The 25,660-nt window shown below is 52.1% G+C and carries 18 protein-coding genes and 1 pseudogene; 7 read left to right on the plus strand and 12 right to left on the minus strand.

Features of this window, described 5'->3' with window-relative positions; translation table 11 throughout:
- Positions 1-2: 2 nt before the first annotated feature.
- Together arnB and nudI are read right to left on the minus strand one after the other, a co-directional pair.
- Positions 3-1,142, minus strand: a complete 1,140-nt coding sequence (gene arnB, locus OGX89_RS10225; RefSeq protein WP_125112625.1) for a UDP-4-amino-4-deoxy-L-arabinose aminotransferase — start codon at positions 1,140-1,142, stop codon at positions 3-5.
- 283 nt (positions 1,143-1,425) lie between these two features.
- Positions 1,426-1,851, minus strand: a complete 426-nt coding sequence (nudI, locus tag OGX89_RS10230) for a nucleoside triphosphatase NudI (RefSeq protein ID WP_125112762.1) — start codon at positions 1,849-1,851, stop codon at positions 1,426-1,428.
- Between the two features lie 318 nt (positions 1,852-2,169).
- On the opposite strand from nudI, the gene OGX89_RS10235 reads away from it, so the two are divergent.
- Both OGX89_RS10235 and OGX89_RS10240 read left to right on the plus strand, forming a co-directional pair.
- Positions 2,170-2,712 carry a YfaZ family protein gene (locus OGX89_RS10235; RefSeq protein ID WP_003834693.1) on the plus strand — a complete coding sequence of 181 codons (543 nt, stop codon included), beginning with the start codon at positions 2,170-2,172 and terminating at the stop codon, positions 2,710-2,712.
- 79 nt (positions 2,713-2,791) lie between these two features.
- Positions 2,792-3,988 (plus strand): nicotinamide mononucleotide deamidase-related protein YfaY, encoded by a 1,197-nt coding sequence (locus tag OGX89_RS10240; protein ID WP_125112624.1) that lies wholly within the window; start codon positions 2,792-2,794, stop codon positions 3,986-3,988.
- Positions 3,989-4,026: 38 nt separating this feature from the next.
- Here the strand turns inward: OGX89_RS10240 and OGX89_RS10245 are convergent.
- The 4 genes and pseudogenes from OGX89_RS10245 to glpA form a co-directional block, all read right to left on the minus strand.
- A pseudogene (locus OGX89_RS10245) lies at positions 4,027-4,955 on the minus strand (Rpn family recombination-promoting nuclease/putative transposase).
- Between the two features lie 183 nt (positions 4,956-5,138).
- Positions 5,139-6,329, minus strand: coding sequence for an anaerobic glycerol-3-phosphate dehydrogenase subunit GlpC (gene glpC, locus OGX89_RS10250; RefSeq protein WP_003834686.1), 1,191 nt, complete (start codon positions 6,327-6,329; stop codon positions 5,139-5,141).
- Entirely contained in the window at positions 6,326-7,585 is a 1,260-nt protein-coding gene (gene glpB, locus OGX89_RS10255; protein WP_003834683.1) for a glycerol-3-phosphate dehydrogenase subunit GlpB, read from the minus strand. The genes glpC and glpB overlap by 4 nt, the downstream gene beginning before the upstream one ends.
- Positions 7,575-9,203: an anaerobic glycerol-3-phosphate dehydrogenase subunit A gene (gene glpA, locus OGX89_RS10260; protein ID WP_125112623.1), complete on the minus strand. Its 1,629-nt coding sequence runs from the start codon at positions 9,201-9,203 to the stop codon at positions 7,575-7,577. Before glpA ends, glpB begins: the two co-directional genes overlap by 11 nt.
- Positions 9,204-9,473: 270 nt before the next feature.
- Here glpA and glpT point away from each other — a divergent pair, with 270 nt between their 5' ends.
- Complete coding sequence (gene glpT / locus OGX89_RS10265; RefSeq protein WP_003834677.1) at positions 9,474-10,832, plus strand: glycerol-3-phosphate transporter; 1,359 nt, start codon at positions 9,474-9,476, stop codon at positions 10,830-10,832.
- Between the two features lie 3 nt (positions 10,833-10,835).
- Positions 10,836-11,903, plus strand: a complete 1,068-nt coding sequence (glpQ, locus tag OGX89_RS10270; protein ID WP_003834675.1) for a glycerophosphodiester phosphodiesterase — start codon at positions 10,836-10,838, stop codon at positions 11,901-11,903.
- 60 nt (positions 11,904-11,963) lie between these two features.
- Here the strand turns inward: glpQ and OGX89_RS10275 are convergent, their stop codons facing one another.
- Positions 11,964-12,842: a LysR family transcriptional regulator gene (locus OGX89_RS10275; protein ID WP_008785317.1), complete on the minus strand. Its 879-nt coding sequence runs from the start codon at positions 12,840-12,842 to the stop codon at positions 11,964-11,966.
- 160 nt (positions 12,843-13,002) lie between these two features.
- On the opposite strand from OGX89_RS10275, the gene OGX89_RS10280 reads away from it, so the two are divergent.
- Positions 13,003-14,193: an MFS transporter gene (locus tag OGX89_RS10280; RefSeq protein WP_125112622.1), complete on the plus strand. Its 1,191-nt coding sequence runs from the start codon at positions 13,003-13,005 to the stop codon at positions 14,191-14,193.
- Between the two features lie 3 nt (positions 14,194-14,196).
- On the opposite strand, the gene yfaE is transcribed toward OGX89_RS10280, so the two are convergent.
- From yfaE to ubiG, 4 genes are all read right to left on the minus strand, one after another.
- Positions 14,197-14,451: a ferredoxin-like diferric-tyrosyl radical cofactor maintenance protein YfaE gene (gene yfaE, locus OGX89_RS10285; RefSeq protein WP_003027609.1), complete on the minus strand. Its 255-nt coding sequence runs from the start codon at positions 14,449-14,451 to the stop codon at positions 14,197-14,199.
- A complete protein-coding gene (gene nrdB, locus OGX89_RS10290) occupies positions 14,451-15,581 on the minus strand; it encodes a class Ia ribonucleoside-diphosphate reductase subunit beta (RefSeq protein WP_003834668.1) in 1,131 nt (376 codons plus the stop codon). The genes yfaE and nrdB overlap by 1 nt, the downstream gene beginning before the upstream one ends.
- 110 nt (positions 15,582-15,691) lie before the next feature.
- Entirely contained in the window at positions 15,692-17,977 is a 2,286-nt protein-coding gene (nrdA, locus tag OGX89_RS10295; RefSeq protein ID WP_003834667.1) for a class 1a ribonucleoside-diphosphate reductase subunit alpha, read from the minus strand.
- Positions 17,978-18,396: 419 nt separating this feature from the next.
- On the minus strand, positions 18,397-19,125 hold the full coding sequence (ubiG, locus tag OGX89_RS10300; protein WP_008785314.1) for a bifunctional 2-polyprenyl-6-hydroxyphenol methylase/3-demethylubiquinol 3-O-methyltransferase UbiG: 729 nt from the start codon (positions 19,123-19,125) through the stop codon (positions 18,397-18,399).
- Between the two features lie 158 nt (positions 19,126-19,283).
- Here ubiG and gyrA point away from each other — a divergent pair, with 158 nt between their 5' ends.
- Together gyrA and rcsC are read left to right on the plus strand one after the other, a co-directional pair.
- Positions 19,284-21,923 (plus strand): DNA topoisomerase (ATP-hydrolyzing) subunit A, encoded by a 2,640-nt coding sequence (gene gyrA, locus OGX89_RS10305; protein WP_057066395.1) that lies wholly within the window; start codon positions 19,284-19,286, stop codon positions 21,921-21,923.
- 121 nt (positions 21,924-22,044) lie between these two features.
- Positions 22,045-24,891: a two-component system sensor histidine kinase RcsC gene (gene rcsC / locus OGX89_RS10310; RefSeq protein WP_125112621.1), complete on the plus strand. Its 2,847-nt coding sequence runs from the start codon at positions 22,045-22,047 to the stop codon at positions 24,889-24,891.
- 118 nt (positions 24,892-25,009) lie between these two features.
- Here rcsC and rcsB read toward each other — a convergent pair whose 3' ends face one another.
- Positions 25,010-25,660 carry a response regulator transcription factor RcsB gene (gene rcsB / locus OGX89_RS10315; protein ID WP_003027592.1) on the minus strand — a complete coding sequence of 217 codons (651 nt, stop codon included), beginning with the start codon at positions 25,658-25,660 and terminating at the stop codon, positions 25,010-25,012.

A 25,660-nucleotide genomic window follows, 5' to 3' on the forward strand; every position in this document is an offset into this window, starting at 1 on the left:
GGTTATTGTCCTGCGATCTCGCGAAGCGCCGTAATGACCCGCTGGGTATCCGCTTCAGTCATGTCTGGGAATAACGGCAGCGAGCAGATGCGCGCGCTGTTCCATTCAGTATTTGGGAGCGAAAGGGTAGTGAAGCGTTCGCGATAATATTTTTGCGTATGGGCCGCACGAAAATGCAGACCGGTGCCGATATCTTTGGTCTTCAGCGCTTCCATCAGGGCATCTCTGCTCAGCCCGCAGCGCGTTTCGTCAACTCGAATGATGAATAAGTGCCAGGCATGAACGTGCGACCATTGGGGCAGGCCCAGCGGTTGAAATGGCGTATCAGCCAGCGCTTGTTGATAGTGCTGGGCAATTTGCGCCCGGCGTGAGTTCAGTTGCTCCAGCTTATTCAGCTGTACCAGCGCAATAGCGGCATTGATATCCGTCAGGTTGTATTTGTATCCAGGTGCAAGCACTTCGGCTTGTGGTGCCCGGCCGTAGGTTTGTCGATCAAAAGCATCAACGCCCAGACCGTGAAACTTCAGGCTGCGAAGCCGCTGAGCGAGCTGGCTGTCGTCGGTAACGATCAGTCCACCTTCCGCACAGGTGATATTTTTAATAGCGTGAAACGAGAAGATTGCCGTACCGCGAGCACCGACATGACGGCCCTTATACAATGTCCCTACGGCATGGGCTGCATCTTCTATTACCGGGATGCCATAACGCTCGCCAATGGCATAAATCGCGTCGAGGTCGGCGGGAGCGCCAGCGTAATGTACCGGAACAATGGCTTTGGTTCGTGGGGTGATAGCGGCTTCAATTTGCTCAGGTGTGACCATAAGCGTATCGCGGTCGACATCGATCATGACGGGCGTTGCCCCCAGCAGGACAATCATGTTGAGGGTAGAAACCCACGTCATCGACGGCGTTATGACCTCGTCGCCTGCGCTTACGCCCAATGCCATCAGCGTGATGTGCATACCCGCCGTGGCGGAGCAGATGGCGACGGCGTGTTGATTTCCTGTGAGCTGACAGAAGGCTTCTTCCAGCTGTTGATTTTTCGGGCCGGTGGTTATCCACCCAGAGTCCAGAACTGCCTTCACTGCGGCAAGTTCTTCAGCACCCATTGCCGGGCGAGAGAAAGGCAAAAAGTCAGACATCATTATTCCTTCAAGCCATTTAACGCCACCAAAGCTTTATTTTTAGTGATAAACAGGGGCGTCGTTAATTATTTCATCAGGCTACAAAGGTTAATGACTGAAGGTTAATTTATCCTTAAGAGTTTAAGGTTTGGGATAGACGGATAAATAGAGGTGATTTTTATTTATCTTGATGAAATTAAATTATTTTTTCTGTTTTTGCGGCATTGCTGTTTGCTATAAGTTTATGAGTGCAATGCCGCTATTCGGAATGTTAATTATATGCCGTTATTAAAATGATAACCTACAGTAACCCTTTCAAGGTTAACGTTTTACGCGTGGCGATATTTAAATCGTAGGCACCGAGATCTTCTGGTTTAACCCAGGCGAATGCCTGGAACTCTTCGTTAATCTTCACTTCACGATTCGCCGCCACACAATCGAAGATGAGATAAATCATGTAAATCTCTTCCTGACTGCCATCAGCATAGGTTTTAGTGCGAATATCATCACTGAAGGTCCAGGGGGTAATTTCTGATAACACCAGTTGTTCGCCCAGCTCTTCCCTCACTTCACGGCGCAGAGCTTCTTCAATACGTTCACCCGGTTCAACACCGCCACCGGAAAGCGCCCACTGACCGGGAAACACACCGCGGTCATCAGCCATTTTGCAGAGTAAATAACAGCCATCGTTTTGAATTAATGGGCAAACAATCGTTCTTTGGCGCATCATTCGAGTCCTTGTGGGGGAGGTATAGAAAAATTCCATCATGTGCTCATCTTACCTTTTGCTGGCGGCAGAAAAAATGTTTCATCGGCAATTAAGAGCGCTTTGGCAGGGAAATCAGGATGTTTGTTGAAAATGACGTTCTGGGACGTCCATCTGTGTAATTGGCACAAGAATTTAACCTTTAACAAATCTTGTGAGTAGTATTTAGTTACAATATGTCATTGCATCGCTTTTTTAGCTCATTGATTCCTCGTCATCTGACAGTACAATTCATCGGTTTTGGGGCTATGTTTTGATTCTTGCTGGAAAGGATAGAAAATGAAAAAAAGTTTAATGTTGGGTTTTGCCGGAATGCTGTTTGTTTCCGCGTCGGCGAACGCGATTAGCATCAGCGGCCAGGCTGGTGAAGACTACACCAACCTGGGATTCGGTATGGGCACTGAGACCACCGGTCTGGCTGTCAGCGGTAACTGGATGCATAACGATGACGACGGTGATGTTGCCGGGCTGGGTTTAGGTCTGAATATCCCACTGGGGCCGCTGATGGCGACCGTTGGTGGTAAAGGTGTTTATACCAATCCAAATGATGGCGATGAAGGCTATGCTGCCGCTGTCGGTGGTGGTTTACAATGGCCGATTGGCGATAGCTTCCGTCTGTTTGGTGAGTATTATTACTCTCCTGATTCACTTTCCAGCGGTATCGACAGCTATGAAGAAGCGAATGCCGGTGCGCGTCTGACCATTATGCGTCCGCTGAGCATCGAAGCCGGTTATCGTTACCTAAACCTGGCAGGCAAAGACGGCAACCGTGATAACGCGATTGCTGATGGCCCGTACGTTGGGGTTAACGCCAGCTTCTAACATTTCTGGCGCGGCGTTCAGTCGCGCCCTCCCCCCTCCATGCGTTATAGTGTTTTCATCATAAAAGCAGGAGAACACGATGTTAAACGTGGAGATGCTATCCACAGGGGATGAAGTGTTGCACGGACAAATCGTCGACACTAATGCCGCCTGGCTGGCCGATTTTTTCTTTAATCAGGGTTTACCGCTAACACGCCGCAACACGGTAGGTGACAATCTTAACGATTTGGTCGCCATTTTGCGTGAGCGTAGCGAACACGCCGATGTACTGATCGTTAATGGCGGTCTGGGACCAACCAGCGATGATTTGAGCGCGCTGGCAGCGGCAGCGGCAAAAGGCGAAGGGCTGGTGTTGCATGAAGCATGGCTGGCCGAGATGGAGCGATATTTCCGCGATCGTGGCCGCGTGATGGCGTCAAGCAACCGCAAACAGGCTGAACTCCCAGCCAGCGCTGAGTTTATCAATAATCCGGTGGGTACCGCGTGTGGGTTCGCCCTGAAGCTTAACCGCTGCCTGATGTTCTTTACACCGGGTGTACCGTCAGAATTCAAAGTCATGGTGGAGCATGAGATCCTGCCTCGTTTGCGTGAGCGTTTCTCTTTGGCTCAACCCCCGTTATGCCTGCGATTAACCACATTTGGCCGTTCTGAAAGCGACCTGGCGCAGAGCCTGGATCCGCTCCCGTTGCCTCCGGGAGTAACAATGGGCTATCGCTCCTCAATGCCGATTATTGAGCTGAAGCTGACCGGTCCGGATTCCCAACGGGAAGCGATGCTGGCGCTGTGGCCAGAAGTTAAGCGGGTTGCCGGGCAGAATATGATTTTTGAAGGTACGGAAGGCTTACCCGCGCAAATCGCCCGCACATTGCAGGAACGGCAATACAGCCTGACGCTGAGCGAACAATTCACCGGTGGTCTGGTGGCATTGCAGCTTTCTCGTGCGAATGCTCCGTTATTGGCGAGTGAAGTGGTTCCGCCCCAGGAAGAAACGCTGGCACAAACGGCGCATTGGATAACCGAGCGACGCAGCAAGCATTATGCTGGATTGGCGCTCGCGATATCGGCTTTCGAAAACGAACATATTAACTTTGCGCTGGCCACGCCTGATGGGACACACGCCTTGCGCGTACGGCTGAATGCAAATCGCTACAGTCTGGCGATTCGTCAGGAAGTGTGCGCGATGATGGCGCTAAATATGCTGCGCCGCTGGCTTAACAATCAGGATATCGCTAGCGAACACGGCTGGATCGAAGTGGTTGAGTCGTTGACGATTTAATCATTGATTGGGAAGGCTAAATGCCTTCCCAATCTGGCTCATGCGGTGGTATCGCCAGGCAATAGCCCGGTAATTAACTGAACTAAATCACGATCAATACCTTGTTCCAGCATTATGTGAGCGATACGTAAGGCTTCTTCTTGCGTACCTTTTTGCACCCCTTGTTCTAACCCTTGCTGTATCCCTTCTTGCAGTCCATTTTGGTGGCCTTCCTGCCTGAGCCTCTCTGCAATTGTCATCAGCTTCTCCTTGTGCTGGGGGGATCGTTCGGCAACTTCGCGGATAAACTCGCTGGCGCGAGAAACGTCGCCGTACCGTAGCAGGTAATTAAATAGCGTTTGTAGCTGGCTGTCATTAGCCGTGCTTGTAACTAATAGCGAGACCAGTCGATCCACTAACCCCATTAAATCACGATCGCGGATATGTTTTTGCATCAACTCAAGCAGCGCAACCCCACGATGCTGCGCGATTTCATCGTCAGGTATTACGGTAAGGTCGACCAGCGGAAAGGCTTCTGAATAAAGCTGTCGTGCCAGCTGTGGATTGTCAAATTCATCCAGCCAGTTTAGTGACCAGGGATAAGGACTTTGTTGGCCGTGATAAACAACATGGGGATCACCAGCGGCAGAGTTTTATTGCCGGCATCAAGATGATGCTGCATCGCCGAGGTGGCATATCGCATCAGGCGAAATGCCATGTGCGGTACCGCGGTACTCTGATGTTCAATAACACAATAGATATAGCCCAGGCCTTCGCGGGTTTTTAGTGACCACACTACGTCGGAGTAGTATGCGCGGAGATCCTGTTCGATAAAACTGGTGGACTCCAGCTTCAGCGTTTGTAAATCACATATCTCACGTAATGCGATGGGAAGGTGTATATCCAGAAAATCCCGAGCCATCTCAGGGTAAGACATTATATTTTTAAAAACGGCATCATGCGGTGTAGATGTAGTGGATTTAGCCATGGTAGTCCGTCACCAGAAAGAGAAGATGGCGTGACGGTATCTACTTTTAATATGCACTGCATGTGGGAAATGGGTTCTTTGCGTGGATGAATCAGAGATAAATACGTCCGACTGCAACGTATTCAATTAAGCGGAACGGGCTACGCAAAAATGCCCGGTAGCAAATGCTACCGGGCAACAGAGTTAACCCAACGCTTTGGCAAGCAGGGTGATAGGATGTTCGCAGCGCTTGCTTGTTGACATCTCAATCTGCCATTTACAGGTTTCGCAGTCGGTGACGACGATATCAGCGCCGCTTTCTTCAATCTGGCGGAATAACGGTGCGCCGATAGACTGTGAAGTCGGATAGTTTTCCTTTTTAAAGCCGTAAGTCCCGGCAATCCCGCAACACTGAGAATCCAGCACCGTCAGCTCCAGCCCTGGAATTTGTCGCAGTAGCTCCAGCGTATAGAGCGTCCAGCCCATTTTCTCCATGTGACATGGCGTGTGATAGACCACCTTCAGCGGCAGCGTTTTCAGCGGCAGCGTTTTACCTTCATCCAGCTTGCGCCATAGCCAGCGGGTTGCCAGTTCAATGTGTTCACGCAGGCCTGAGTTGTCGACATCCAGCACTTCCGGATATTCATCACGTAGCGCAAAGGTACAGGTTGATGAGGTGGCAATCACCGGAATGCCTTTGCCATCAATTGCCTCTCTGAGTGAGGCCACGTTGCTTACTGCCTGCTTACGCGCTTTATCGGTAAAACCGTTGGCAATCAGCGGCACGCCGCAGCATTTCTCTTTACTCAGCAGTTGCACGCCGGTTCCCATCGCATTCAACACCTTGATCAGGTCTTTGCCGAGCTGGGGATGGTTGTAATTCACAAAACAGCCGTGGAAAAAGGCGACCTGATCCTGATACTGCGCCTGCTGTGCGGCAACGCTACGATACCAGCGGCGGAAGGTGCCAAAGGAGTACTTCGGCAGCGTACGGCGATGATCGATTTTTAACGCGTAATCCAGCAATTGACGCACCGGTTTTAATGAGGTGGCGGTATTCACTATTGGGGCGAAGGGGGTGGATACGCTACCCATTAAATCTGTATGGCTTAAGACAAAGTTACGCAACGATGGGCGCGTCGTGTCGTATTTGGCACGCGCGCGCTGGATGATATCGCCGATTTTCACGTCTGACGGACAGGCCACTTCGCAGCGTTTACAGTTGATGCAGTATTTCAGCGCGTCGTCATATAGCGCGCCATCTTTCAGGCGCAGACGTTCACCGTCCGGGCCGGCCTGCTTAGGGCCCGGGTAGCTCGGATTGACGCGGCTTACCGGGCAGGCGGTGGTGCACACCGTACATTTGATACAACTTTCAAAACGTGTGTCGCTCATTGCTGTCCTCCTGCACGTTTCGCAATATGATGCGCGGCATGTAAGGCGCTAACTGCGCACACGCCGCCTCCGCAACCCTGGGCGATAGGGTCGAATCCGCCGAGGACGGAACCGATGGCATACATGTTCTCTATCGTTTTTCCCGCCAGTGATGGACGCAATGCGGTATCGGTTGTTACGCCAAACTGTTGCCACGGTTGTGGATCGAAAACATCACGCTGATACCACTCGGCGCGGGTAGCTGTTTGCTGTACATCCAGTCCCAGGATTGGTTCGTGGATTGCCTCACGCGTGGCGACCAGCCCGCTGCTGAAGAAGCTGCCGCTGGCGAGCACGGCGAAACGTGGCCGCAAGGGGATATCGGCATGATTTCGGGTCCAGATTTCGCTGACCACGCCATCCTGACAGGTGATTTTTTTCACTTCATCACCCGGCATCCACACACCGCCCTGGCGCACAAACTGGCGCTGTAATTTGTTGTGCAAACGCATGCCCAGCACCGAAGGTGGTAGGGTCGGTAACAGTGTCAGCGAGCAGGGGAGGCGCTCGTTAAGCCACTGCCAGAGCCGCTCATCGGCCAGACCAAAGCATGCCGGCATGATTATCATGTCGCAGGTTTTTGCCATTGGCAGCAATGCGTCATAGAGCAGCGACCATTTATCTTCGTTATCCAGCAGGCGCGCAATATTAACGGCGCGAAACTCGGTTGGGTTATCACGCAGGACATCCAGCTCCGGCAGCTCGATTTCTGCCGTCTCGACGCTGAGATTGCGTTGGCGTAATGACGCTGCGGCGAGATGCGCCTGAAAATCCAGTAACCCGCTAATCCCTACAACGCAGATACGCTGCGCGGACAGCGGCCAGACCGGCACTTCCGGGGAACTTAACCAGGTTGAGCGCAGGGTGCCCAGCGGGGTAACACGTTGATGCGCCTGATGCACTTTGCCCTGCAAATGCGTTCCGCATTCATCCAGTAAATTTTGCGCCTGCTGGGCCAGTTCCAGAACGTTCTGCGTTCCGATGGTGCTATACGGATGTGTGGGTGCCTGAGTGCGCAGCGCATTCAAACCCGCTTCTATATCCGTCACCGGTTGACCATCGGGTAAGCTGCTGAGCAAATCCAGTGAGCCGGAGGAAAAATGCAGGGCGCTTTGGCCGCGGGTAACAATCGTGCAGCGCAGTCCGCTTTTTTGCAGTTGCAGGCCACATAGCAGTCCGGCGAGGCCGCCGCCGATAATGACGGTATCAAATTTCATCCTGGTGCTCCTTTTCCAGACCACACAACCCTTGATAAACCCAGCGCGTGAATTCGCTTTCGCGCAGCGCATCTCCCCAGGCGATAGGCTGCACGCCTTTCCAGCGTTCATTGAGGAAGTCGGAAAGCTGGGTAATGGACTGCGCTGCGGTAGTGACATTAAAACGTTGCAGTAAACCTGCGGCGCGGCAGGCACACAATTCGCCCTGGCAGGTCCCCATTCCAACACGGGTACGGCGACGCAAATCGAGCAGGCTGTTGACGGTTAAATTCTCGACGGCGTATTGCACTTCGCCTGCGGTGACTGCTTCGCATTCGCAGACCAGACTGCGGTGCTGGCGGCCTTCGCTAAGCCACGCAGGGGTGCGATCGCCGTGACGGTAGACCGCCGAGCCGCGCAGTGGCGCAGGCAATGAGATCACGCGTTTAAGCGTATGCTCGGTAGATTCCTGTGAGCCAGGCAGCGCGGTGTCTGCCGTTGTGCAAGGCTGGGTATTGCCCAGCTTACGACAAACGGCATCGGTGGCCCATTCCGCCATCAGGCGGTAGGTCATCAGTTTGCCGCCGGTAATGGTGATAAATCCGTCCAGTCCGTCACGTTCAGCGTGATCGAACAGTACAATCCCACGGCTGACGTTACGACCGCTTGGGTCGTCGTCGCTAGCCACCAGCGGGCGTACGCCAGAGTAGGCGCGTAAAATGCGCGTTTTCGCCATAATCGGCGCCAGCTTCTCGCCTTCACGCAGCAGAATATCGACCTCTTCTGCGGTGACGCGGTTGCTGTCGATATCGTCGTAATCAATGTGCTGTGAGGTGGTACCGATCAGTGAAATGGTATCGCCAGGCACCAGAATATCGGCGTCAGATGGCTTACGGCAGCGGTTAATGACATGCTGGTTAATGCGATGATCCATAATCAGCAACGAACCTTTGGCCGGGAACATACGGATGCTCAGATCGGCATATTCCGCAATGCGTTGACCCCAGATCCCAGCGGCGTTGACGACAACCGGTGCATGCAGGGACTGCATTTCGCCTGTCAGATGATTGCGCACGTTAACGCCGCAAACCGTTGCGCCTTCGCGGATCAGTCCCGTCACTTCATGCGCCGTTAAGATAACCGCGCCATGCTCACGCGCATCCAGCATGTTAGCTGCTGTTAAGCGGAAAGGATCGACCGTGCCGTCTGGTACTTTTACTGCACCAATCAGCTGTGGATTCACAGAAGGTTCGATAATACGTGCCTGCTGAGGGTCAATCGCTTCTGCGCGAATCCCTGCCTCTTCACAGGCGCGAATAAAGGTGGACTGGAAGGACAGCTCATCCTCCGGCAGGGTGATAAACAGACCGTCCGTTGGCTCAACGCAATGGCGGGCGATACGTTTCAGAATTTGGTTTTCGCTGATGCACTCACGGGCAGATTCAGCGTCGGTGACGGCGTAGCGTGCACCGCTGTGCAGCAGACCGTGGTTGCGCCCGGTCGCACCTGTGGCGATATCGTGGCGTTCCACTAAGATGACGCGCAACCCGCGCAGCGCACAGTCACGTGCGATCCCTGCACCTGTTGCTCCTCCACCAATGATAATCACGTCACTTGTTTGCGAGTCGCGAGTTTTCATTGTTTTTCCTCACAGTTCGTTTTTTATCATTTAGCCACATAAAAAACATGGATTGTTTGATTTCGCGCATAATCGCTCATTATTCGAAAATGAAACGTGATTTCGTGCGCCTTTATGAACATTTGTCATAAATCTGTAACAATATGTGCTGCGTTTCACATTTTTGTTATGTATCTTTCCTTAACATCGCGGCCACACTGGGAGCGGTAGGGTAGTAATGACGAACTGCAGTGTTTACTTCGAATGAAAGACGGCCACGGAGGCTACACTATGTTGAGCATTTTTAAACCAGCGTCACACACGGCGCGTTTACCTGCAGCGGAGATCGACCCGACATATCGTCGATTACGTTGGCAGATTTTTCTGGGGATTTTCTTTGGTTATGCCGCGTACTATCTGGTACGTAAGAACTTTGCCCTTGCGATGCCGTATCTGGTTGAGCAAGGTTTCTCGCGTGGCGATCTGGGTTTTGCGTTGTCCGGTATCTCCATTGCTTACGGATTTTCGAAATTCATCATGGGGTCCATTTCGGATCGCTCGAATCCGCGCGTTTTCCTGCCAGCCGGTCTGATTCTGGCCGCCGCAGTGATGCTGTTCATGGGCTTTGTGCCGTGGGCGACATCGAGTATTGCTATTATGTTTGTGCTGCTGTTCCTCTGCGGATGGTTCCAGGGGATGGGCTGGCCGCCGTGTGGCCGTACTATGGTGCACTGGTGGTCGCAGAAAGAGCGTGGAGGAATTGTTTCCGTCTGGAACTGTGCGCACAACGTGGGTGGCGGTCTGCCTCCGCTGTTGTTCCTGCTGGGTATGGCCTGGTTCAATGACTGGAAAGCGGCGCTGTATATGCCTGCTTTCGGTGCGATCGTCGTCGCGCTGATTGCTTTTGCCCTGATGCGTGATACGCCGCAGTCCTGTGGTCTGCCGCCTATCGAAGAGTATAAGAACGACTATCCGGACGATTACACCGAGAAAGCGGAAGAAGAGCTGACTGCGAAGCAGATCTTCATGCAGTACGTACTGCCGAACAAACTGTTGTGGTACATCGCTATCGCTAACGTGTTTGTTTATCTGCTGCGTTACGGCATCCTGGACTGGTCACCGACCTACCTGAAAGAAGTGAAGCATTTCGCACTGGACAAGTCATCCTGGGCCTACTTCCTGTATGAGTATGCGGGTATTCCGGGCACGCTGCTGTGCGGCTGGATGTCGGATAAAGTCTTCCGTGGTAACCGTGGTGCGACCGGCGTGTTCTTTATGACGCTGGTAACTATTGCAACCATCGTTTACTGGATGAACCCGGCAGGCAACCCGAACGTGGATATGGCTTGTATGATCATCATCGGCTTCCTGATCTACGGCCCGGTAATGTTGATTGGTCTGCACGCGCTGGAACTGGCACCGAAAAAAGCGGCGGGAACGGCGGCTGGCTTTACCGGTCTGTTCGGTTATCTCGGTGGTTCTGTGGCCGCGAGCGCCATTGTTGGCTACACCGTTGACTTCTTCGGTTGGGACGGCGGCTTTATGGTGATGATTGGCGGTAGCGTGCTGGCGGTTATTCTGCTGGTAGTCGTCATGATTGGCGAAAAACGCCATCACGAAGAGATGGAACTGAAGCGTAACGGGGGCTAATAGATGAAAACCACATTGAAAAGCCTCAGCGTGGCGCTGATGCTCGCAGGTATGGTGGTCAGCAGTGCAGCGGTTGCCGCAGATAAAATCGTGATTGCGCATCGTGGCGCCAGCGGTTATCTGCCGGAGCATACGCTGCCAGCAAAAGCGATGGCCTATGCCCAGGGTGCGGATTATCTGGAGCAGGATTTGGTTATGACCAAGGATGACCATCTGGTCGTCCTGCATGACCACTATCTTGACCGCGTCACCGATGTTGCCGAGCGTTTTCCGGATCGTGCGCGTAAAGATGGGCGTTACTACGCCATCGACTTTACGCTGGATGAAATTAAATCGCTGAAATTTACCGAAGGCTTCGATATCGAAAATGGCAAAAAGGTCCAGACCTACCCAGGGCGCTTCCCGATGGGTAAATCTGATTTCCGCGTGCACACGTTCGAAGAAGAGATTGAGTTTGTTCAGGGATTAAATCATTCCACCGGTAAAAACATCGGTATTTACCCGGAAATGAAAGCACCGTGGTTCCATCACCAGGAAGGGAAGGACATTGCGGCTAAAACACTGGAAGTACTGAAAAAGTACGGGTATACCGACAAGAACGACAAGGTCTATCTACAGTGTTTTGATGTTGCAGAGTTGAAGCGCATTAAAAATGAACTGGAACCGAAGATGGGGATGGATCTCAATCTGGTACAGTTGATTGCGTACACTGACTGGAATGAAACCCAGGAGAAAAAGCCGGACGGCAGTTGGGTGAATTACAACTACGACTGGATGTTTAAACCGGGTGCCATGAAGCAGGTTGCGCAGTATGCGGACGGCATTGGGCCGGACTACCACATGCTGATTGATGAGAAGTCGAAGAAGGGCAATATCTCGTTAACTGGCATGGTGCAGGACGCACATCAGAGTAAGATGGTGGTGCATCCTTATACCGTTCGCGCCGATCAACTGCCGGATTACACCACTGACGTAAACCAGCTGTATGACATTCTTTATAACAAGGCGGGCGTTGACGGGCTGTTCACCGACTTCCCCGACAAAGCAGTGAAATTCTTGAATAAAGAGTGATGATGTAAGGCCTGTGATGCACCTCCGGTCACAGGCCTTAATGGATGAACGTTTTAACTGCTAGATAAGGCCGTCTGCTGTCAACGTTTCCATACATGCCTGCAGGAGAAATAAAGGGCTGCCGTCCACCGGCGGCTCTTTTGCCAGTAAGGATATCTGTCGATAGAACGTTGGTTCCAGCGCGACTGAGCGTACTTTCCCACCAACAGCCTTCAGCGTTAATTCCGGTAATAATGCTATACCCAGCCCCTGACGAATAAAGCTCATCGCGGTATCCGGATGGTTAAACTCGTATTTAATGACCGGTTCAATCCCCTTCTCTTTAAATAGCGCCATGATGCTTAATTCATAGCGACCTTTGCTGATAATGAGCGGTTCTCCAACCAGTTGTTCCACTGAAATCGTGCTATTGGCCGCCAGCGGATGGCTTTCAGGAACTACAACGGTAAATTTGTCGCGATACACCGGTACGCAGTACATGCCATTTACCGGGAAATGCACAAATCCCGCATCGATATCCCCACTGCGCAGGGAATCAACTATTGCCGTGCTGTTTTCTTCATAAGGGATAATTTTGATATGCGGGTGGTGCTGTTCGAAGTGGTGGATGATGCCGGGCAAAATGCAGGCACAGGCGCTGGGAAAGCAGCCGATACGCAGGGTTCTGGCCGGGTTTTGTCGCTCCTGCTCGGCAATCTCTTTCACCGCGTTGGTTTCAGACACGATCGTCCGCAGGTGTGAAACGATCCGACTCCCGGCCGGACTAAGTTGAATGTCTTTGCGGCGTTCTCGGATAAGAATATCAACCCCTAGCTCTTCCTCTAGCGCTGAAATTGCCTGGCTAACGGCGGATTGGGTCATGTACAGCCGCTTGCTGGCTTCGGTAAATCCACCGTACTCAAGTACGGCAAGCAGGGCGTGGATCTGGGTTAGTGTCATTAGTTTATTCTAATCAACAATATTAAAACGATTAATTTCTCTAATATAATGGACCTGTTTATACTTGCGGTCTACCGTAAAATCACACTTCGACGCACCTGTCCGTAGTTCAGTTGAGCTGAGCGTTGCCTGCGTGCGCCGTCTGGACAGGTTGTCGAATATGAAAGAAAAACTGTGGACGAAAGATTTTTGGGCAATAACGATAATCAGCTTTATTATATTTTTTGTTTTTTATGTCCTGCTCACGCTGTTACCGATCTATATTTCGGATCGCCTGCATGCCACTCCAGATAAGGCCGGATTATTAGTCACCTTCTTTTTGGGGGCCGCAATTGTTGTGCGCCCGTTTGCGGGACAATGGGTAGGAAAATATTCGAATAAAACAATTCTGGTGCTCTCTTCTCTGGCCTTTTTGGTGGTCACTGCGCTGTATCCTGTTTGCCACTCAATTGAATCACTGCTGTTGATTCGGGTGCTTCATGGTGTAACGTTTGGCGTTATTACCACGGTAAAAGGAACGATTTCCGCGCGGTTGATACCGGCCTCCCGACGTGGAGAGGGCATCAGTTTTTTCTCGTTAGCCATGGGACTGGCAATGGTTGTGGGGCCGTGGGTAGGGCTGAACATGGCACGCTGGGGAGCTTTTACCACAGCATTCTGGCTGTGTAGCGCGGTTGCCGTACTGGGTATTATCCTGTCATTGATTGTCGCCGTACCGCCGGTTATCCGTCATGCTGACGGCTCAAAACCGAAGCTGGGATTTGCGGCAATGTTTGATCGCGCCGCACTGCCTTTCGCGATGGTGACGTTTTTCATGACCTTTTCCTACGCGGGCGTTTCCGCTTTTCTCGCACTGTATGCGCGCGAGCTCGATCTGATGGCCGCCGCCAGTAATTTCCTGTTGTGTTACGCCATTTGCCTGATGATCTGTCGAACCTTTACCGGCAATGTTTGTGATAAAAAAGGGCCGAAATACGTGGTCTATCCGTGTTTGCTGGCTTTCACAGTCGGGCTGGTGGCGCTTGGCTATACTAACGGTAGCATTATGATGATTATTTCCGGTGGATTAATTGGCATCGGTTATGGTTCGGTCACACCCGTATTTCAGACACAAATTATTAGTTCGGTGGAACCCCATAAAATTGGTATCGCCAATTCGCTGTTTTTCAATGCGATGGATGCAGGAATGGCAATCGGCGCGTTTATCATGGGGATGATGGTCGAGGATGTGGGATATCGGGCGATTTATCTGGTGGGGGCGCTGCTGGTGGTACTGGCCGGGGCGTTGTATATCATGCAGATGAAAAAACGCGGAGACGTGGTACTGGTCTCCGCGCATGAAGTTCACTAAACACTACAGCTCTATTTCAATATCGCCTTTTGCCCGGCAACAGCACGGCAATATTTCACCGGGCTGAATGAAGGCCAGCGGTTCTGCAATCCAGTCAACCTGTCCCGCCACCAGGCGGGTACGGCAGGAGCCGCAGTAGCCTTCACGACACTGATATTCGACTTCAACATCGTGCGACTCGAGCGCGGCAAGCAGGGAAGGGTGTTCATCCTGGCACAGCAACTGCGTGCCAGAGATGCGCAGAGTCACGCGGCCCATCAGAGCTGGAAGTTACTCAGATCGTCAGTATCGACTTCGGCATCGATCTGGCCGACCAGATAAGAGCTGACTTCCACTTCCTGCGGCGCAACCTGGACGTTGTCAGACACCAGCCAGGTATTGATCCAAGGGATCGGGTTAGAACGTGTCTGGAATGGCAGATCGAGTCCAACAGCCTGCATACGGATGTTGGTGATGTACTCAACATACTGGCACAGAATGTCTTTGTTCAGGCCAATCATTGAGCCATCACGGAACAGATAGTCTGCCCACTCTTTTTCCTGCAGCGCGGCCTGTACGAACAGGTCGTAGCACTCTTGTTTGCACTCTTCGGCAATTTCCGCCATCTCCGGATCGTCCACGCCGCTGCGCAGCAGGTTCAGCATATGCTGAGTACCGGTCAGGTGCAGGGCTTCGTCGCGGGCGATCAGACGAATAATTTTCGCGTTGCCTTCCATCAGTTCACGTTCGGCGAAGGCGAAAGAGCAGGCGAAGCTGACATAAAAGCGGATCGCTTCCAGCGCGTTCACGCTCATCAGGCACAGATACAGCTTCTTCTTCAGCTCACGCAGGTTTACGACAACCGTTTTACCATTAACGGTATGCGTGCCTTCACCGAGCAAATGCCAGTAGCTGGTCATCTCGATCAATTCGTCGTAGTAGCTGGAGATGCCTTCTGCGCGTTTCTGGATTTGCTCGTTGGTGACGATATCGTCAAACACCACCGCCGGATCGTTAACAATATTACGGATGATGTGGGTGTAAGAGCGGGAGTGGATCGTTTCAGAAAACGCCCACGTTTCCACCCAGGTTTCCAGTTCAGGGATCGAGATTAACGGCAGCAGCGCGACGTTAGGACTACGTCCCTGAATGGAGTCCAGCAGCGTCTGATACTTCAGGTTGCTGATGAAGATATGTTTTTCATGTTCCGGCAATGCCTGGAAGTCGATACGATCGCGAGAAACATCGACTTCTTCCGGACGCCAGAAGAAAGAGAGCTGCTTTTCGATCAGTTTTTCAAAGATGTCATATTTTTGCTGATCGTAGCGGGCGACGTTCACCGGCTGGCCGAAGAACATCGGTTCCAGAAGCTGATCATTTTTCGTCTGTGAAAAAGTGGTGTATGCCATTGATGTGAATCCTGTCTGGAATGTACTGCCGGATGCGCTTTGCTTATCCGGCCTACAATACCGCGAATTAATTTGTAGGCCGGGTAAGCGCTACGCCACCCGGCAAAAGATTAAATCTTACATGCGCCGCTTTCGCAGCCATCGTCCTGAATGGACGGCACCAGATCGTCCTGAGAGTCTTCCGCACCGTCACGGGTGTTCTGATAATACAGCGTTTTAACACCAAATTTGTAGGCGGTGAGCAGGTCTTTCAGCAACTGCTGCATCGGTACTTTTCCGGACGGGAAGCGCGACGGATCGTAGTTGGTGTTGGCGGAAATCGACTGATCGATAAATTTCTGCATGATGCCTACCAGCTGCAGATAGCCGTCGTTGTTTGGCATTTCCCACAGCAGTTCGTATGCGTCGTGCAGGTGTTCGTAGTCCGGCACGACCTGACGCAGAATCCCATCTTTCGATGCTTTGATGCTCACGTAACCGCGTGGCGGTTCAATGCCGTTGGTGGCGTTGGAGATCTGCGAAGAGGTCTCGGACGGCATCAGGGCTGACAGCGTGGAGTTACGCAGGCCGTGAGTCTTGATAGATTCACGCAGCTGTTCCCAGTCCATATGCAGCGGTTCGTTAGCGATAGCATCAAGATCTTTTTTATAGGTATCAATCGGCAGAATACCTTTCGCATAGGTGGTTTCGTTAAACCATGGGCATGCGCCTTGCTCTTTTGCCAGCTCGTTAGAAGCCTTCAGCAGGTAATATTGAATCGCTTCAAAGGTTTTGTGAGTCAGGTTATTGGCGCTGCCGTCAGAGTAGCGTTTCCCGTTTTTCGCCAGCCAGTAAGCGTAGTTGATCACGCCAATACCCAGCGTACGACGACCCATCGCACCGCGTTTGGCGGCCGGAATCGGATAATCCTGGTAATCGAGCAGCGCATCCAGCGCACGTACCGCCAGTACAGCCAGCTCTTCCAGTTCGTCCAGACTTTCGATAGCGCCCAGGTTAAATGCGGACAGTGTACACAGCGCAATTTCGCCGTTTTCATCGTTAACGTCGGTCAGCGGTTTGGTCGGCAGGGCGATTTCCAGGCACAGGTTGGACTGGCGTACCGGCGCGACAACCGGATCAAACGGGCTATGGGTGTTGCAGTGGTCAACGTTCTGAATGTAGATACGACCGGTCGAGGCACGTTCCTGCATCATTAGTGAGAACAGCTCAACTGCTTTTACGCGCTGTTTGCGGATGCTGTCGTCGTTTTCATATTGGGTGTACAGACGCTCGAACTCATCCTGATCGGCGAAGAACGCGTCATACAGACCCGGGACGTCGGACGGGCTAAACAGGGTGATGTCGCCGCCTTTCAGCAGACGGGTGTACATCAGCTTGTTGATTTGTACGCCATAGTCCATGTGACGAACGCGGTTGCCTTCGACGCCACGGTTGTTTTTCAGGACCAGCAGGCTTTCAACTTCCAGGTGCCACATTGGGTAGAACAGCGTGGCTGCACCACCGCGTACGCCCCCCTGAGAGCAGGATTTCACCGCAGTCTGGAAATGCTTGTAGAACGGAATACAGCCGGTGTGGAACGCTTCACCGCCGCGAATCGGGCTCCCCAGCGCACGGATGCGACCAGCGTTAATGCCGATACCGGCACGCTGAGAAACGTATTTCACAATTGCGCTGGAGGTTGCGTTGATGGAGTCCAGGCTGTCGCCGCACTCGATCAGTACGCAGGAGCTGAACTGACGCGTTGGGGTACGCACGCCGGACATAATTGGCGTCGGCAGCGAGATTTTGAACGTAGAAACGGCGTCGTAGAAACGTTTTACATATTGCAGACGTGTTTCACGCGGATAGTTAGAGAACAGGCAAGCCGCTACCAGAATGTAGAGGAACTGCGCGCTTTCATAGATCTCACCGGTAACACGGTTTTGCACCAGATATTTACCTTCCAACTGCTTCACCGCAGCGTAGGAGAAGGTCATATCACGGTCGTGTACGATGAACGAGTCCATCTGCTTGAACTCTTCTTCCGTGTAGTCTTCCAGCAGATGATTGTCGTATTTGCCCATTTCAACCATTTTCACGACATGGTCGAACAGCTTTGGCGGTTCAAACTCACCGTAGGCTTTTTTACGCAGGTGGAAAATCGCCAGACGGGCAGCCAGATACTGATAATCCGGCGCTTCGCGGGAGATCAGGTCGGCGGCTGCTTTGATGATTGTTTCATGGATGTCGGAGGTCTTGATTCCGTCATAAAACTGAATGTGGGAGCGCAGCTCGACCTGAGAAATCGATACGTTATTCAGTCCTTCTGCCGCCCAATCCAGAACTCGGTGGATTTTGTCGAGATTGATGCGCTCTGTACTACCATCACGCTTTGTCACCAGCAGACTCTGATTCATGTGGTTTTTTACCTGTCCGTGAAAGAAAAAATATCCCCCATATTATCCACAGAGTCATGTTGTGACTAAGTCTGTGGATAAATACTATATGTAGGGGTTGTTTGATAAAATAGACGCTATATGGTGAGTATTCTAGTAGGGATTCTTTTCAGCACAAGAGTTGATTTTGAGGTTAAATTGAGGTTGCAAAAGGGTGATAATCGCTAAGTGCGCGTCTTATAAGGCCTGGCGAGGATGTCAATAATTGAGAAAAAAAATAGAAAATTTGATCGAGTGCTGATTTCTTCATCTAAGGCAAGGAAAGTTCTTATGATCTGGCACAGGATTTGTAGGCCTGATAAGCGAAACGTCATCAGGCATGGTTCCAGTAAGCAGGCCGGATGGCGGCGTAGCACGCTTTTTCCGGCCTACAGGAGCAGTTAATCAACCTTGGCGGTGGTATGTACCATATAGTTCACATCAACGCCCGGGCCAAGTTTGAAGGTGTTGGTTATGGGGTTGTAATGCAGGCCGGTCATATGACGCTCTTTCAGTACGGTCTGGTCAACCCACTCTAATAATTCAGCAGGCTTAATAAACTTTTTCACATCGTGCGTGCCTTTCGGCACCATGCGCAGAATATATTCCGCTCCGACCACCGCCATCAGCCAGGATTTGCCGTTGCGGTTAAGCGTGGAGAAAAATACTTCGCCACCCGGTTTGACCAGCCTGGCGCAAGCTCTGACCACTGACTGTGGGTCTGGCACGTGCTCCAGCATTTCCATACAGGTGACAACGTCATACTGATGTGCATGCTTTTCCGCATGCTCTTCGACGGTTTCTTGTACGTACTCTACCTGGATACCGCTTTCCAGCGCATGCAGTTTCGCTACCTGCAGCGGTTCAAAACCCATGTCCAGTCCGGTGACGGTGGCGCCTTCGCGCGCCATACTCTCCGCCAGAATACCGCCGCCGCATCCGACGTCGAGTACCTTTTTACCAAACAGGCCGCCTGAGCGCTCAGTAATATAGCCCAGACGCAGTGGGTTAATGCGGTGCAGCGGCTTAAATTCACCCTCAAGATCCCACCAGCGTGACGCGACTGCTTCAAACTTGGCAATTTCTTCATGGTCAACGTTGTGAGCTACCGGAGGTTTTTCGGCATTCATTGGGGCTTCTACTCCTAAATTTGCGATGCAAATGAGTATATCAGCCTGACGGGATGAATAAAGCCTCTGTCAGGGGGAATCCATTTACCTGAATCTGCACGGATGTGTTATAATTTGCGACCTTTGAATCCGGGATACAGTAGAGGGATAGCGGTTAGATGAGCGACCTTGCGAGAGAAATTACACCGGTCAACATTGAGGAAGAGCTGAAGAGCTCCTATCTGGATTATGCGATGTCGGTCATTGTTGGCCGTGCGCTGCCGGACGTCCGAGATGGCCTGAAACCGGTTCACCGTCGCGTACTTTACGCCATGAACGTATTGGGCAACGACTGGAATAAAGCCTATAAAAAATCTGCCCGTGTCGTTGGTGACGTAATCGGTAAATACCACCCTCATGGTGATATCGCCGTTTACGACACCATTGTTCGTATGGCGCAGCCATTCTCCTTGCGCTACATGCTGGTAGATGGTCAGGGTAACTTTGGTTCTGTCGATGGCGACTCCGCAGCGGCGATGCGTTATACGGAAATCCGTATGTCGAAAATCGCCCATGAGCTGATGGCTGACCTGGAAAAAGAAACGGTTGATTTCGTCGACAACTATGACGGCACCGAACAAATTCCTGACGTCATGCCGACCAAAATTCCTAACCTGCTGGTGAACGGTTCGTCCGGTATCGCGGTAGGTATGGCGACCAACATTCCGCCGCACAACCTGACCGAAGTGATCAACGGCTGTCTGGCATATATTGACGATGAAGACATCAGCATTGAAGGGCTGATGGAACATATTCCGGGTCCGGACTTCCCGACTGCCGCGATCATCAACGGTCGTCGTGGTATCGAAGAAGCCTACCGTACCGGTCGTGGCAAAGTGTACATTCGCGCACGCGCGGAAGTCGAAGCGGATGCCAAAACGGGTCGTGAAACCATCATCGTTCACGAAATTCCGTATCAGGTAAACAAAGCGCGCCTGATTGAGAAAATCGCCGAGCTGGTAAAAGACAAACGCGTTGAAGGCATCAGCGCGCTGCGTGACGAGTCTGACAAAGACGGTATGCGCATCGTGATTGAAGTGAAACGCGATGCGGTCGGGGAAGTGGTTCTGAACAACCTCTATTCCCAGACCCAACTGCAGGTTTCCTTCGGTATCAACATGGTTGCATTGCACCATGGCCAGCCGAAGATCATGAACCTGAAAGATATTATTGCCGCGTTCGTACGTCACCGCCGTGAAGTCGTTACCCGTCGTACTATCTTTGAACTGCGTAAAGCCCGCGACCGTGCGCACATCCTTGAAGCGCTGGCGATTGCGCTGGCGAACATCGATCCGATCATCGAACTGATCCGCCGCGCGCCGACCCCGGCTGAAGCGAAAGCTGCGCTGGTTGCGCGTTCGTGGGAACTGGGCAACGTTTCCGCCATGCTGGAGCGTGCCGGTGATGACGCCGCGCGTCCTGAATGGCTGGAGCCGGAATTTGGCGTGCGTGACGGTCAGTACTATCTGACTGAACAGCAGGCCCAGGCTATTCTGGATCTGCGTTTGCAGAAACTGACCGGCCTTGAGCACGAAAAACTGCTCGACGAATACAAAGAGCTGCTGGAACAGATCGCTGAACTGCTGCACATTCTGGGCAGCGCCGATCGTCTGATGGAAGTTATCCGTGAAGAGATGGAGCTGATTCGTGAACAATTCGGTGACGCTCGTCGTACTGAAATCACCGCGAACAGCGCTGACATCAACATCGAAGATCTGATTAGCCAGGAAGATGTTGTCGTAACCTTGTCTCATCAGGGCTACGTGAAATATCAGCCGTTAACCGATTACGAAGCGCAGCGTCGTGGCGGTAAAGGTAAATCAGCAGCACGCATTAAAGAAGAAGACTTTATTGACCGCCTGCTGGTGGCCAACACCCATGACACGATCCTCTGCTTCTCCAGCCGTGGTCGTTTGTACTGGATGAAGGTCTATCAGTTGCCGGAAGCAAGCCGTGGCGCACGTGGACGTCCAATCGTCAACCTGTTGCCGCTGGAAGCTAACGAACGTATTACCGCAATTCTGCCAGTACGTGAGTACGAAGAGGGCGTGAACGTCTTCATGGCAACCGCCAGCGGTACCGTGAAGAAAACGGCGCTGACTGAGTTCAGCCGTCCGCGTTCTGCCGGTATTATTGCGGTTAACCTGAACGAAGGCGACGAACTGATTGGTGTAGATCTGACATCCGGCAGTGACGAAGTCATGTTGTTCTCTGCGGCAGGTAAAGTGGTACGCTTTAAAGAAGATGCTGTCCGTGCAATGGGTCGTACCGCGACCGGTGTACGCGGTATCAAGCTGGCGGAAAAAGATAGCGTGGTATCGCTGATCGTTCCGCGCGGTGAAGGTGCGATCCTGACCGTTACTCAGAACGGTTACGGTAAACGTACGGCGGCGGAAGAGTATCCGACCAAGTCTCGTGCGACCCAGGGCGTTATCTCCATCAAGGTTACCGAGCGCAACGGTTCCGTTGTTGGCGCAGTGCAGGTTGAAGATACCGACCAGATCATGATGATCACCGACGCAGGTACGCTGGTACGTACTCGCGTGTCGGAAATCAGCGTGGTAGGGCGTAATACCCAGGGTGTGATCCTTATCCGTACTGCGGAAGACGAAAACGTCGTGGGTCTGCAACGCGTTGCTGAACCGGTTGATGATGAAGAGCTCGACTCCATCGACGGAAGCGCAGCTGAAGGTGACGAGGATATCGCACCTGAAGCGGAAAGCGATGACGATGCAGCAGCGGATGACGCTGACGAGTAATTAAGACGCTATAAAAAGGGCCGGAGAAATCCGGCCCTTTTTTTAATGGCATTGCGACAAAAGACATTTACCGCTACCTTAACCACACTCTATTAATGCCCTGAGGCGGAGCTTCGCCCCTTTGAAATACCTTGCTTCCGTTCATTCAACCCTAAAAGTCTCACGCTACCTGTTCAGAGCGTTGGCGCTCGTTATCTGGTGTCTGATTGCGTTTGCTTCCGTGTTCTACATTGTGAATGCGCTGCACCAGCGAGAGTCTGAGATCCATCAGGAGCTTAATCTCAGCTCCGATCAGGCCCAGCGCTACATTCAGCGTACATCTGATGTCATTAAAGAGCTGAAATATATTGCCGAGAATCGCTTAACGGCGGAAAACGGTGTGATGTCGCTGCGGGCGCGAGATGATAAAACCGTCGTGCCTAATTTTGAGCCGTTGTTTGCCGACTCCGACTGTTCTGTCATGGGCAACGCCTGGCGAGGTTCTCTGGAATCACTGGCATGGTTTATGCGCTACTGGCGCGACAACTTTTCCGCCGCCTATGATTTAAATCGAGTGTTCCTGATCGGCAGCGACAACCTCTGTATGGCCAATTTCGGTTTGCGTGATATGCCCGTTGAACGTGACGAGGCCCTGAAGGCGCTGCATGAGCGCATTATTAAGTATCGTAATGCTACGCAAGACGAAAATGGCAACAACTTGTTCTGGATCAGCCAGGGGCCACGTCCGGGAGTAGGGTATTTCTATGCGCTGACGCCGGTTTACCTCGCCAATCGCCTCCAGGCGCTGTTGGGCGTAGAGCAGCCAATTCGCATGGAGAATTTCTTCACGCCGGGCAGTTTACCGATGGGCGTGACCATCCTCGACGAAAATGGGCATGCGCTAATTTCTCTCACTGGCCCTGAAGGGAATATTAAGGCTGAGCCCCACTGGATGCAGGAACGCTCCTGGTTTGGTTACACACCGGGTTTCCGCGAGCTGGTATTGAAGAAGAATCTGCCTCCGTCCTCCCTGAGCATCGTGTACTCCGTACCGGTCGATCTGGTGCTGGAGCGGATCCGCATGATGATCCTGAACGCTATCTTGTTGAACGTGCTGGTCGGCGCGGCATTGTTTATGCTCACGCGCATGTATGAACGGCGCATTTTTATTCCAGCGGAAAGCGATGCTCAGCGTCTGGAAGAACATGAGCAGTTTAACCGTAAAATCGTAGCTTCTGCGCCGGTGGGTATTTGTATTCTGCGCACGATGGATGGCATTAACATCCTGAGTAACGAACTGGCGCACACCTATCTGAACATGCTGACGCATGAAGACCGTCAGCGGTTAACGCAAATTATTTGCGGCCAACAGGTCAATTTTGTTGATGTGCTGACCAGCAACAATACCAATCTGCAAATCAGCTTTGTGCACTCGCGCTATCGCAATGAAAACGTGGCAATTTGTGTCCTGGTTGATGTCAGTGCGCGCGTTAAAATGGAAGAGTCGTTGCAGGAGATGGCGCAGGCGGCGGAACAGGCCAGCCAGTCCAAATCGATGTTCCTTGCGACGGTGAGCCATGAGCTACGTACACCTCTATATGGCATTATCGGTAACCTTGATTTGTTGCAAACCAAAGAGTTACCGAGTGGGGTGGATCGTCTGGTAACGGCGATGAATAACTCTTCCAGTCTGCTGCTGAAAATTATCAGCGATATTCTCGACTTCTCAAAAATTGAATCTGAACAGCTGAAGATTGAGCCGCGAGAGTTTTCACCGCGTGAAGTCATGAACCATATTACGGCTAACTATTTGCCGCTGGTGGTCCGCAAGCAGTTGGGGTTGTACTGCTTTATCGACCCGGATGTGCCTGTGGCGCTGAATGGCGATCCGATGCGTTTACAACAGGTGATTTCTAATCTGCTGAGTAACGCAATCAAGTTTACCGATACCGGTTGTATTGTGCTGCACGTGCAGTGCAGCGGCGACTACCTGAGCATTCGAGTGCGTGATACCGGTGTAGGGATCCCTGCCAAAGAGGTGGTTCGGTTGTTCGATCCTTTCTTCCAGGTGGGGACTGGCGTACAGCGTAATTTCCAGGGAACGGGACTCGGTTTGGCGATTTGTGAAAAACTGATCAGCATGATGGATGGGGATATTTCCGTCGATTCCGAGCCGGGAATGGGGAGTCAGTTTACGCTACGTATTCCGCTGTATGGCGCACAGTATCCGCTGAAAAAGGGTGTTGAAGGATTGGCTGGCACGCGTTGCTGGCTGGCAGTACGTAATGCGTCACTGTACCATTTTCTCGAATCCAGCCTGACGCGTAACGGGATGACGGTGCTGCGATATGAGGGACAACAGCCCGATGCGGATGACCTGCTGGTGGCTGACGATGTGCTGGAACAGGCGTGGCAGGGACGGGCTGCGGTGATTTTCTGCCGCCGCCATATTGGCATTCCGCTGGAAAGAGAGCCTGGAGAATGGGTACACAGCGTGGCGTCACCGCACGAACTGCCTGCGCTGTTGGCGCATATATACAGTGTAGAGCTGGGGAGTGAAGATCTCTCCACGGCGCTGCCAGCCCCGGATAAAGCCGGTGCGACGAACGATGACATGATGATCCTGGTTGTTGACGATCACCCTATCAACCGGCGCTTACTGGCCGATCAGTTGGGATCGTTGGGATATCAGTGTAAAACGGCGAATGACGGTGTGGATGCGCTCAATGTACTCAGCAAAAACCATATCGACATTGTGCTGAGTGACGTCAACATGCCAAATATGGATGGTTATCGCCTGACGCAGCGTATCCGCCAGCTAGGGTTAACGCTGCCTGTTGTGGGGGTAACGGCAAACGCGCTTGCCGAAGAGAAGCAGCGTTGTCTGGAATCAGGTATGGATAGCTGTCTGTCCAAGCCGGTGACCTTAGACGTATTGAAGCAAACGCTGGCGGTCTATGCGGAAAGAGTGAGAAAAACGCGGGGATAGGGAATAAAAGAGCCGGATGGCGGCGTTAGTCTTATCCGGCCTACGAAACGTGCATGATGCTGTGTGTTCGTAGGCCTGATAAACGCAGCGCCATCAGGCATTTTGACGTGATAAAGAATTATTCTTTGTCTGACGGACTCAGCGTCACGGAGGAGAGGTAATTCAGCAGTGCGATATCGTTTTCCACACCGAGCTTCATCATTGCCGATTTTTTCTGGCTACTGATGGTTTTAATGCTGCGGTTGAGCTTTTTGGCGATCTCAGTAACCAGGAAACCTTCGGCAAACAAGCGCAGAACTTCACTCTCTTTCGGTGACAGACGTTTGTCGCCATAGCCGCTGGCGCTGATTTTCTCCAGCAGACGAGACACGCTTTCCGGGGTAAATTTCTTACCTTTCTGCAGCGCGGCCAGTGCTTTTGGCAGGTCGGTTGGCGCACCTTGCTTCAGTACGATCCCTTCAATATCGAGATCCAGTACCGCGCTCAGGATAGCCGGATTGTTGTTCATGGTCAGAACGATAATCGACAGGCTCGGGAAATGACGCTTGATATATTTAATTAACGTGATCCCATCACCGTATTTATCTCCCGGCATGGAGAGGTCGGTAATCAACACATGCGCATCCAACTTAGGCAAATTGTTGATCAGTGCAGTGGAGTCTTCAAATTCGCCGACAACATTTACCCACTCGATTTGCTCAAGTGATTTACGAATACCGAACAGTACAATCGGGTGGTCATCGGCAATAATTACGTTCATAGTGTTCAT

This window comes from Citrobacter sp. Cpo103, from assembly GCF_030332605.1.
GTDB lineage: Bacteria > Pseudomonadota > Gammaproteobacteria > Enterobacterales > Enterobacteriaceae > Citrobacter > Citrobacter portucalensis.

Excerpts from the sequence above, each read along its gene's own strand:
- nudI (WP_125112762.1), bottom strand. The coding sequence starts at position 1,851 with ATGCGCCAAAGAACGATTGTTTGCCCATTAATTCAAAACGATGGCTGT.
- OGX89_RS10235 (WP_003834693.1), top strand. The coding sequence starts at position 2,170 with ATGAAAAAAAGTTTAATGTTGGGTTTTGCCGGAATGCTGTTTGTTTCC.
- OGX89_RS10280 (WP_125112622.1), top strand. The coding sequence starts at position 13,003 with ATGAAAGAAAAACTGTGGACGAAAGATTTTTGGGCAATAACGATAATC.
- ubiG (WP_008785314.1), bottom strand. The coding sequence starts at position 19,125 with ATGAATGCCGAAAAACCTCCGGTAGCTCACAACGTTGACCATGAAGAA.
- rcsB (WP_003027592.1), bottom strand. The coding sequence starts at position 25,660 with ATGAACACTATGAACGTAATTATTGCCGATGACCACCCGATTGTACTG.
- glpB (WP_003834683.1), bottom strand. The coding sequence starts at position 7,585 with ATGAAATTTGATACCGTCATTATCGGCGGCGGCCTCGCCGGACTGCTA.
- arnB (WP_125112625.1), bottom strand. The coding sequence starts at position 1,142 with ATGTCTGACTTTTTGCCTTTCTCTCGCCCGGCAATGGGTGCTGAAGAA.
- glpQ (WP_003834675.1), top strand. The coding sequence starts at position 10,836 with ATGAAAACCACATTGAAAAGCCTCAGCGTGGCGCTGATGCTCGCAGGT.
- glpT (WP_003834677.1), top strand. The coding sequence starts at position 9,474 with ATGTTGAGCATTTTTAAACCAGCGTCACACACGGCGCGTTTACCTGCA.
- gyrA (WP_057066395.1), top strand. The coding sequence starts at position 19,284 with ATGAGCGACCTTGCGAGAGAAATTACACCGGTCAACATTGAGGAAGAG.
- glpA (WP_125112623.1), bottom strand. The coding sequence starts at position 9,203 with ATGAAAACTCGCGACTCGCAAACAAGTGACGTGATTATCATTGGTGGA.
- OGX89_RS10240 (WP_125112624.1), top strand. The coding sequence starts at position 2,792 with ATGTTAAACGTGGAGATGCTATCCACAGGGGATGAAGTGTTGCACGGA.
- glpC (WP_003834686.1), bottom strand. The coding sequence starts at position 6,329 with ATGAGCGACACACGTTTTGAAAGTTGTATCAAATGTACGGTGTGCACC.
- OGX89_RS10275 (WP_008785317.1), bottom strand. The coding sequence starts at position 12,842 with ATGACACTAACCCAGATCCACGCCCTGCTTGCCGTACTTGAGTACGGT.
- nrdA (WP_003834667.1), bottom strand. The coding sequence starts at position 17,977 with ATGAATCAGAGTCTGCTGGTGACAAAGCGTGATGGTAGTACAGAGCGC.
- yfaE (WP_003027609.1), bottom strand. The coding sequence starts at position 14,451 with ATGGGCCGCGTGACTCTGCGCATCTCTGGCACGCAGTTGCTGTGCCAG.
- nrdB (WP_003834668.1), bottom strand. The coding sequence starts at position 15,581 with ATGGCATACACCACTTTTTCACAGACGAAAAATGATCAGCTTCTGGAA.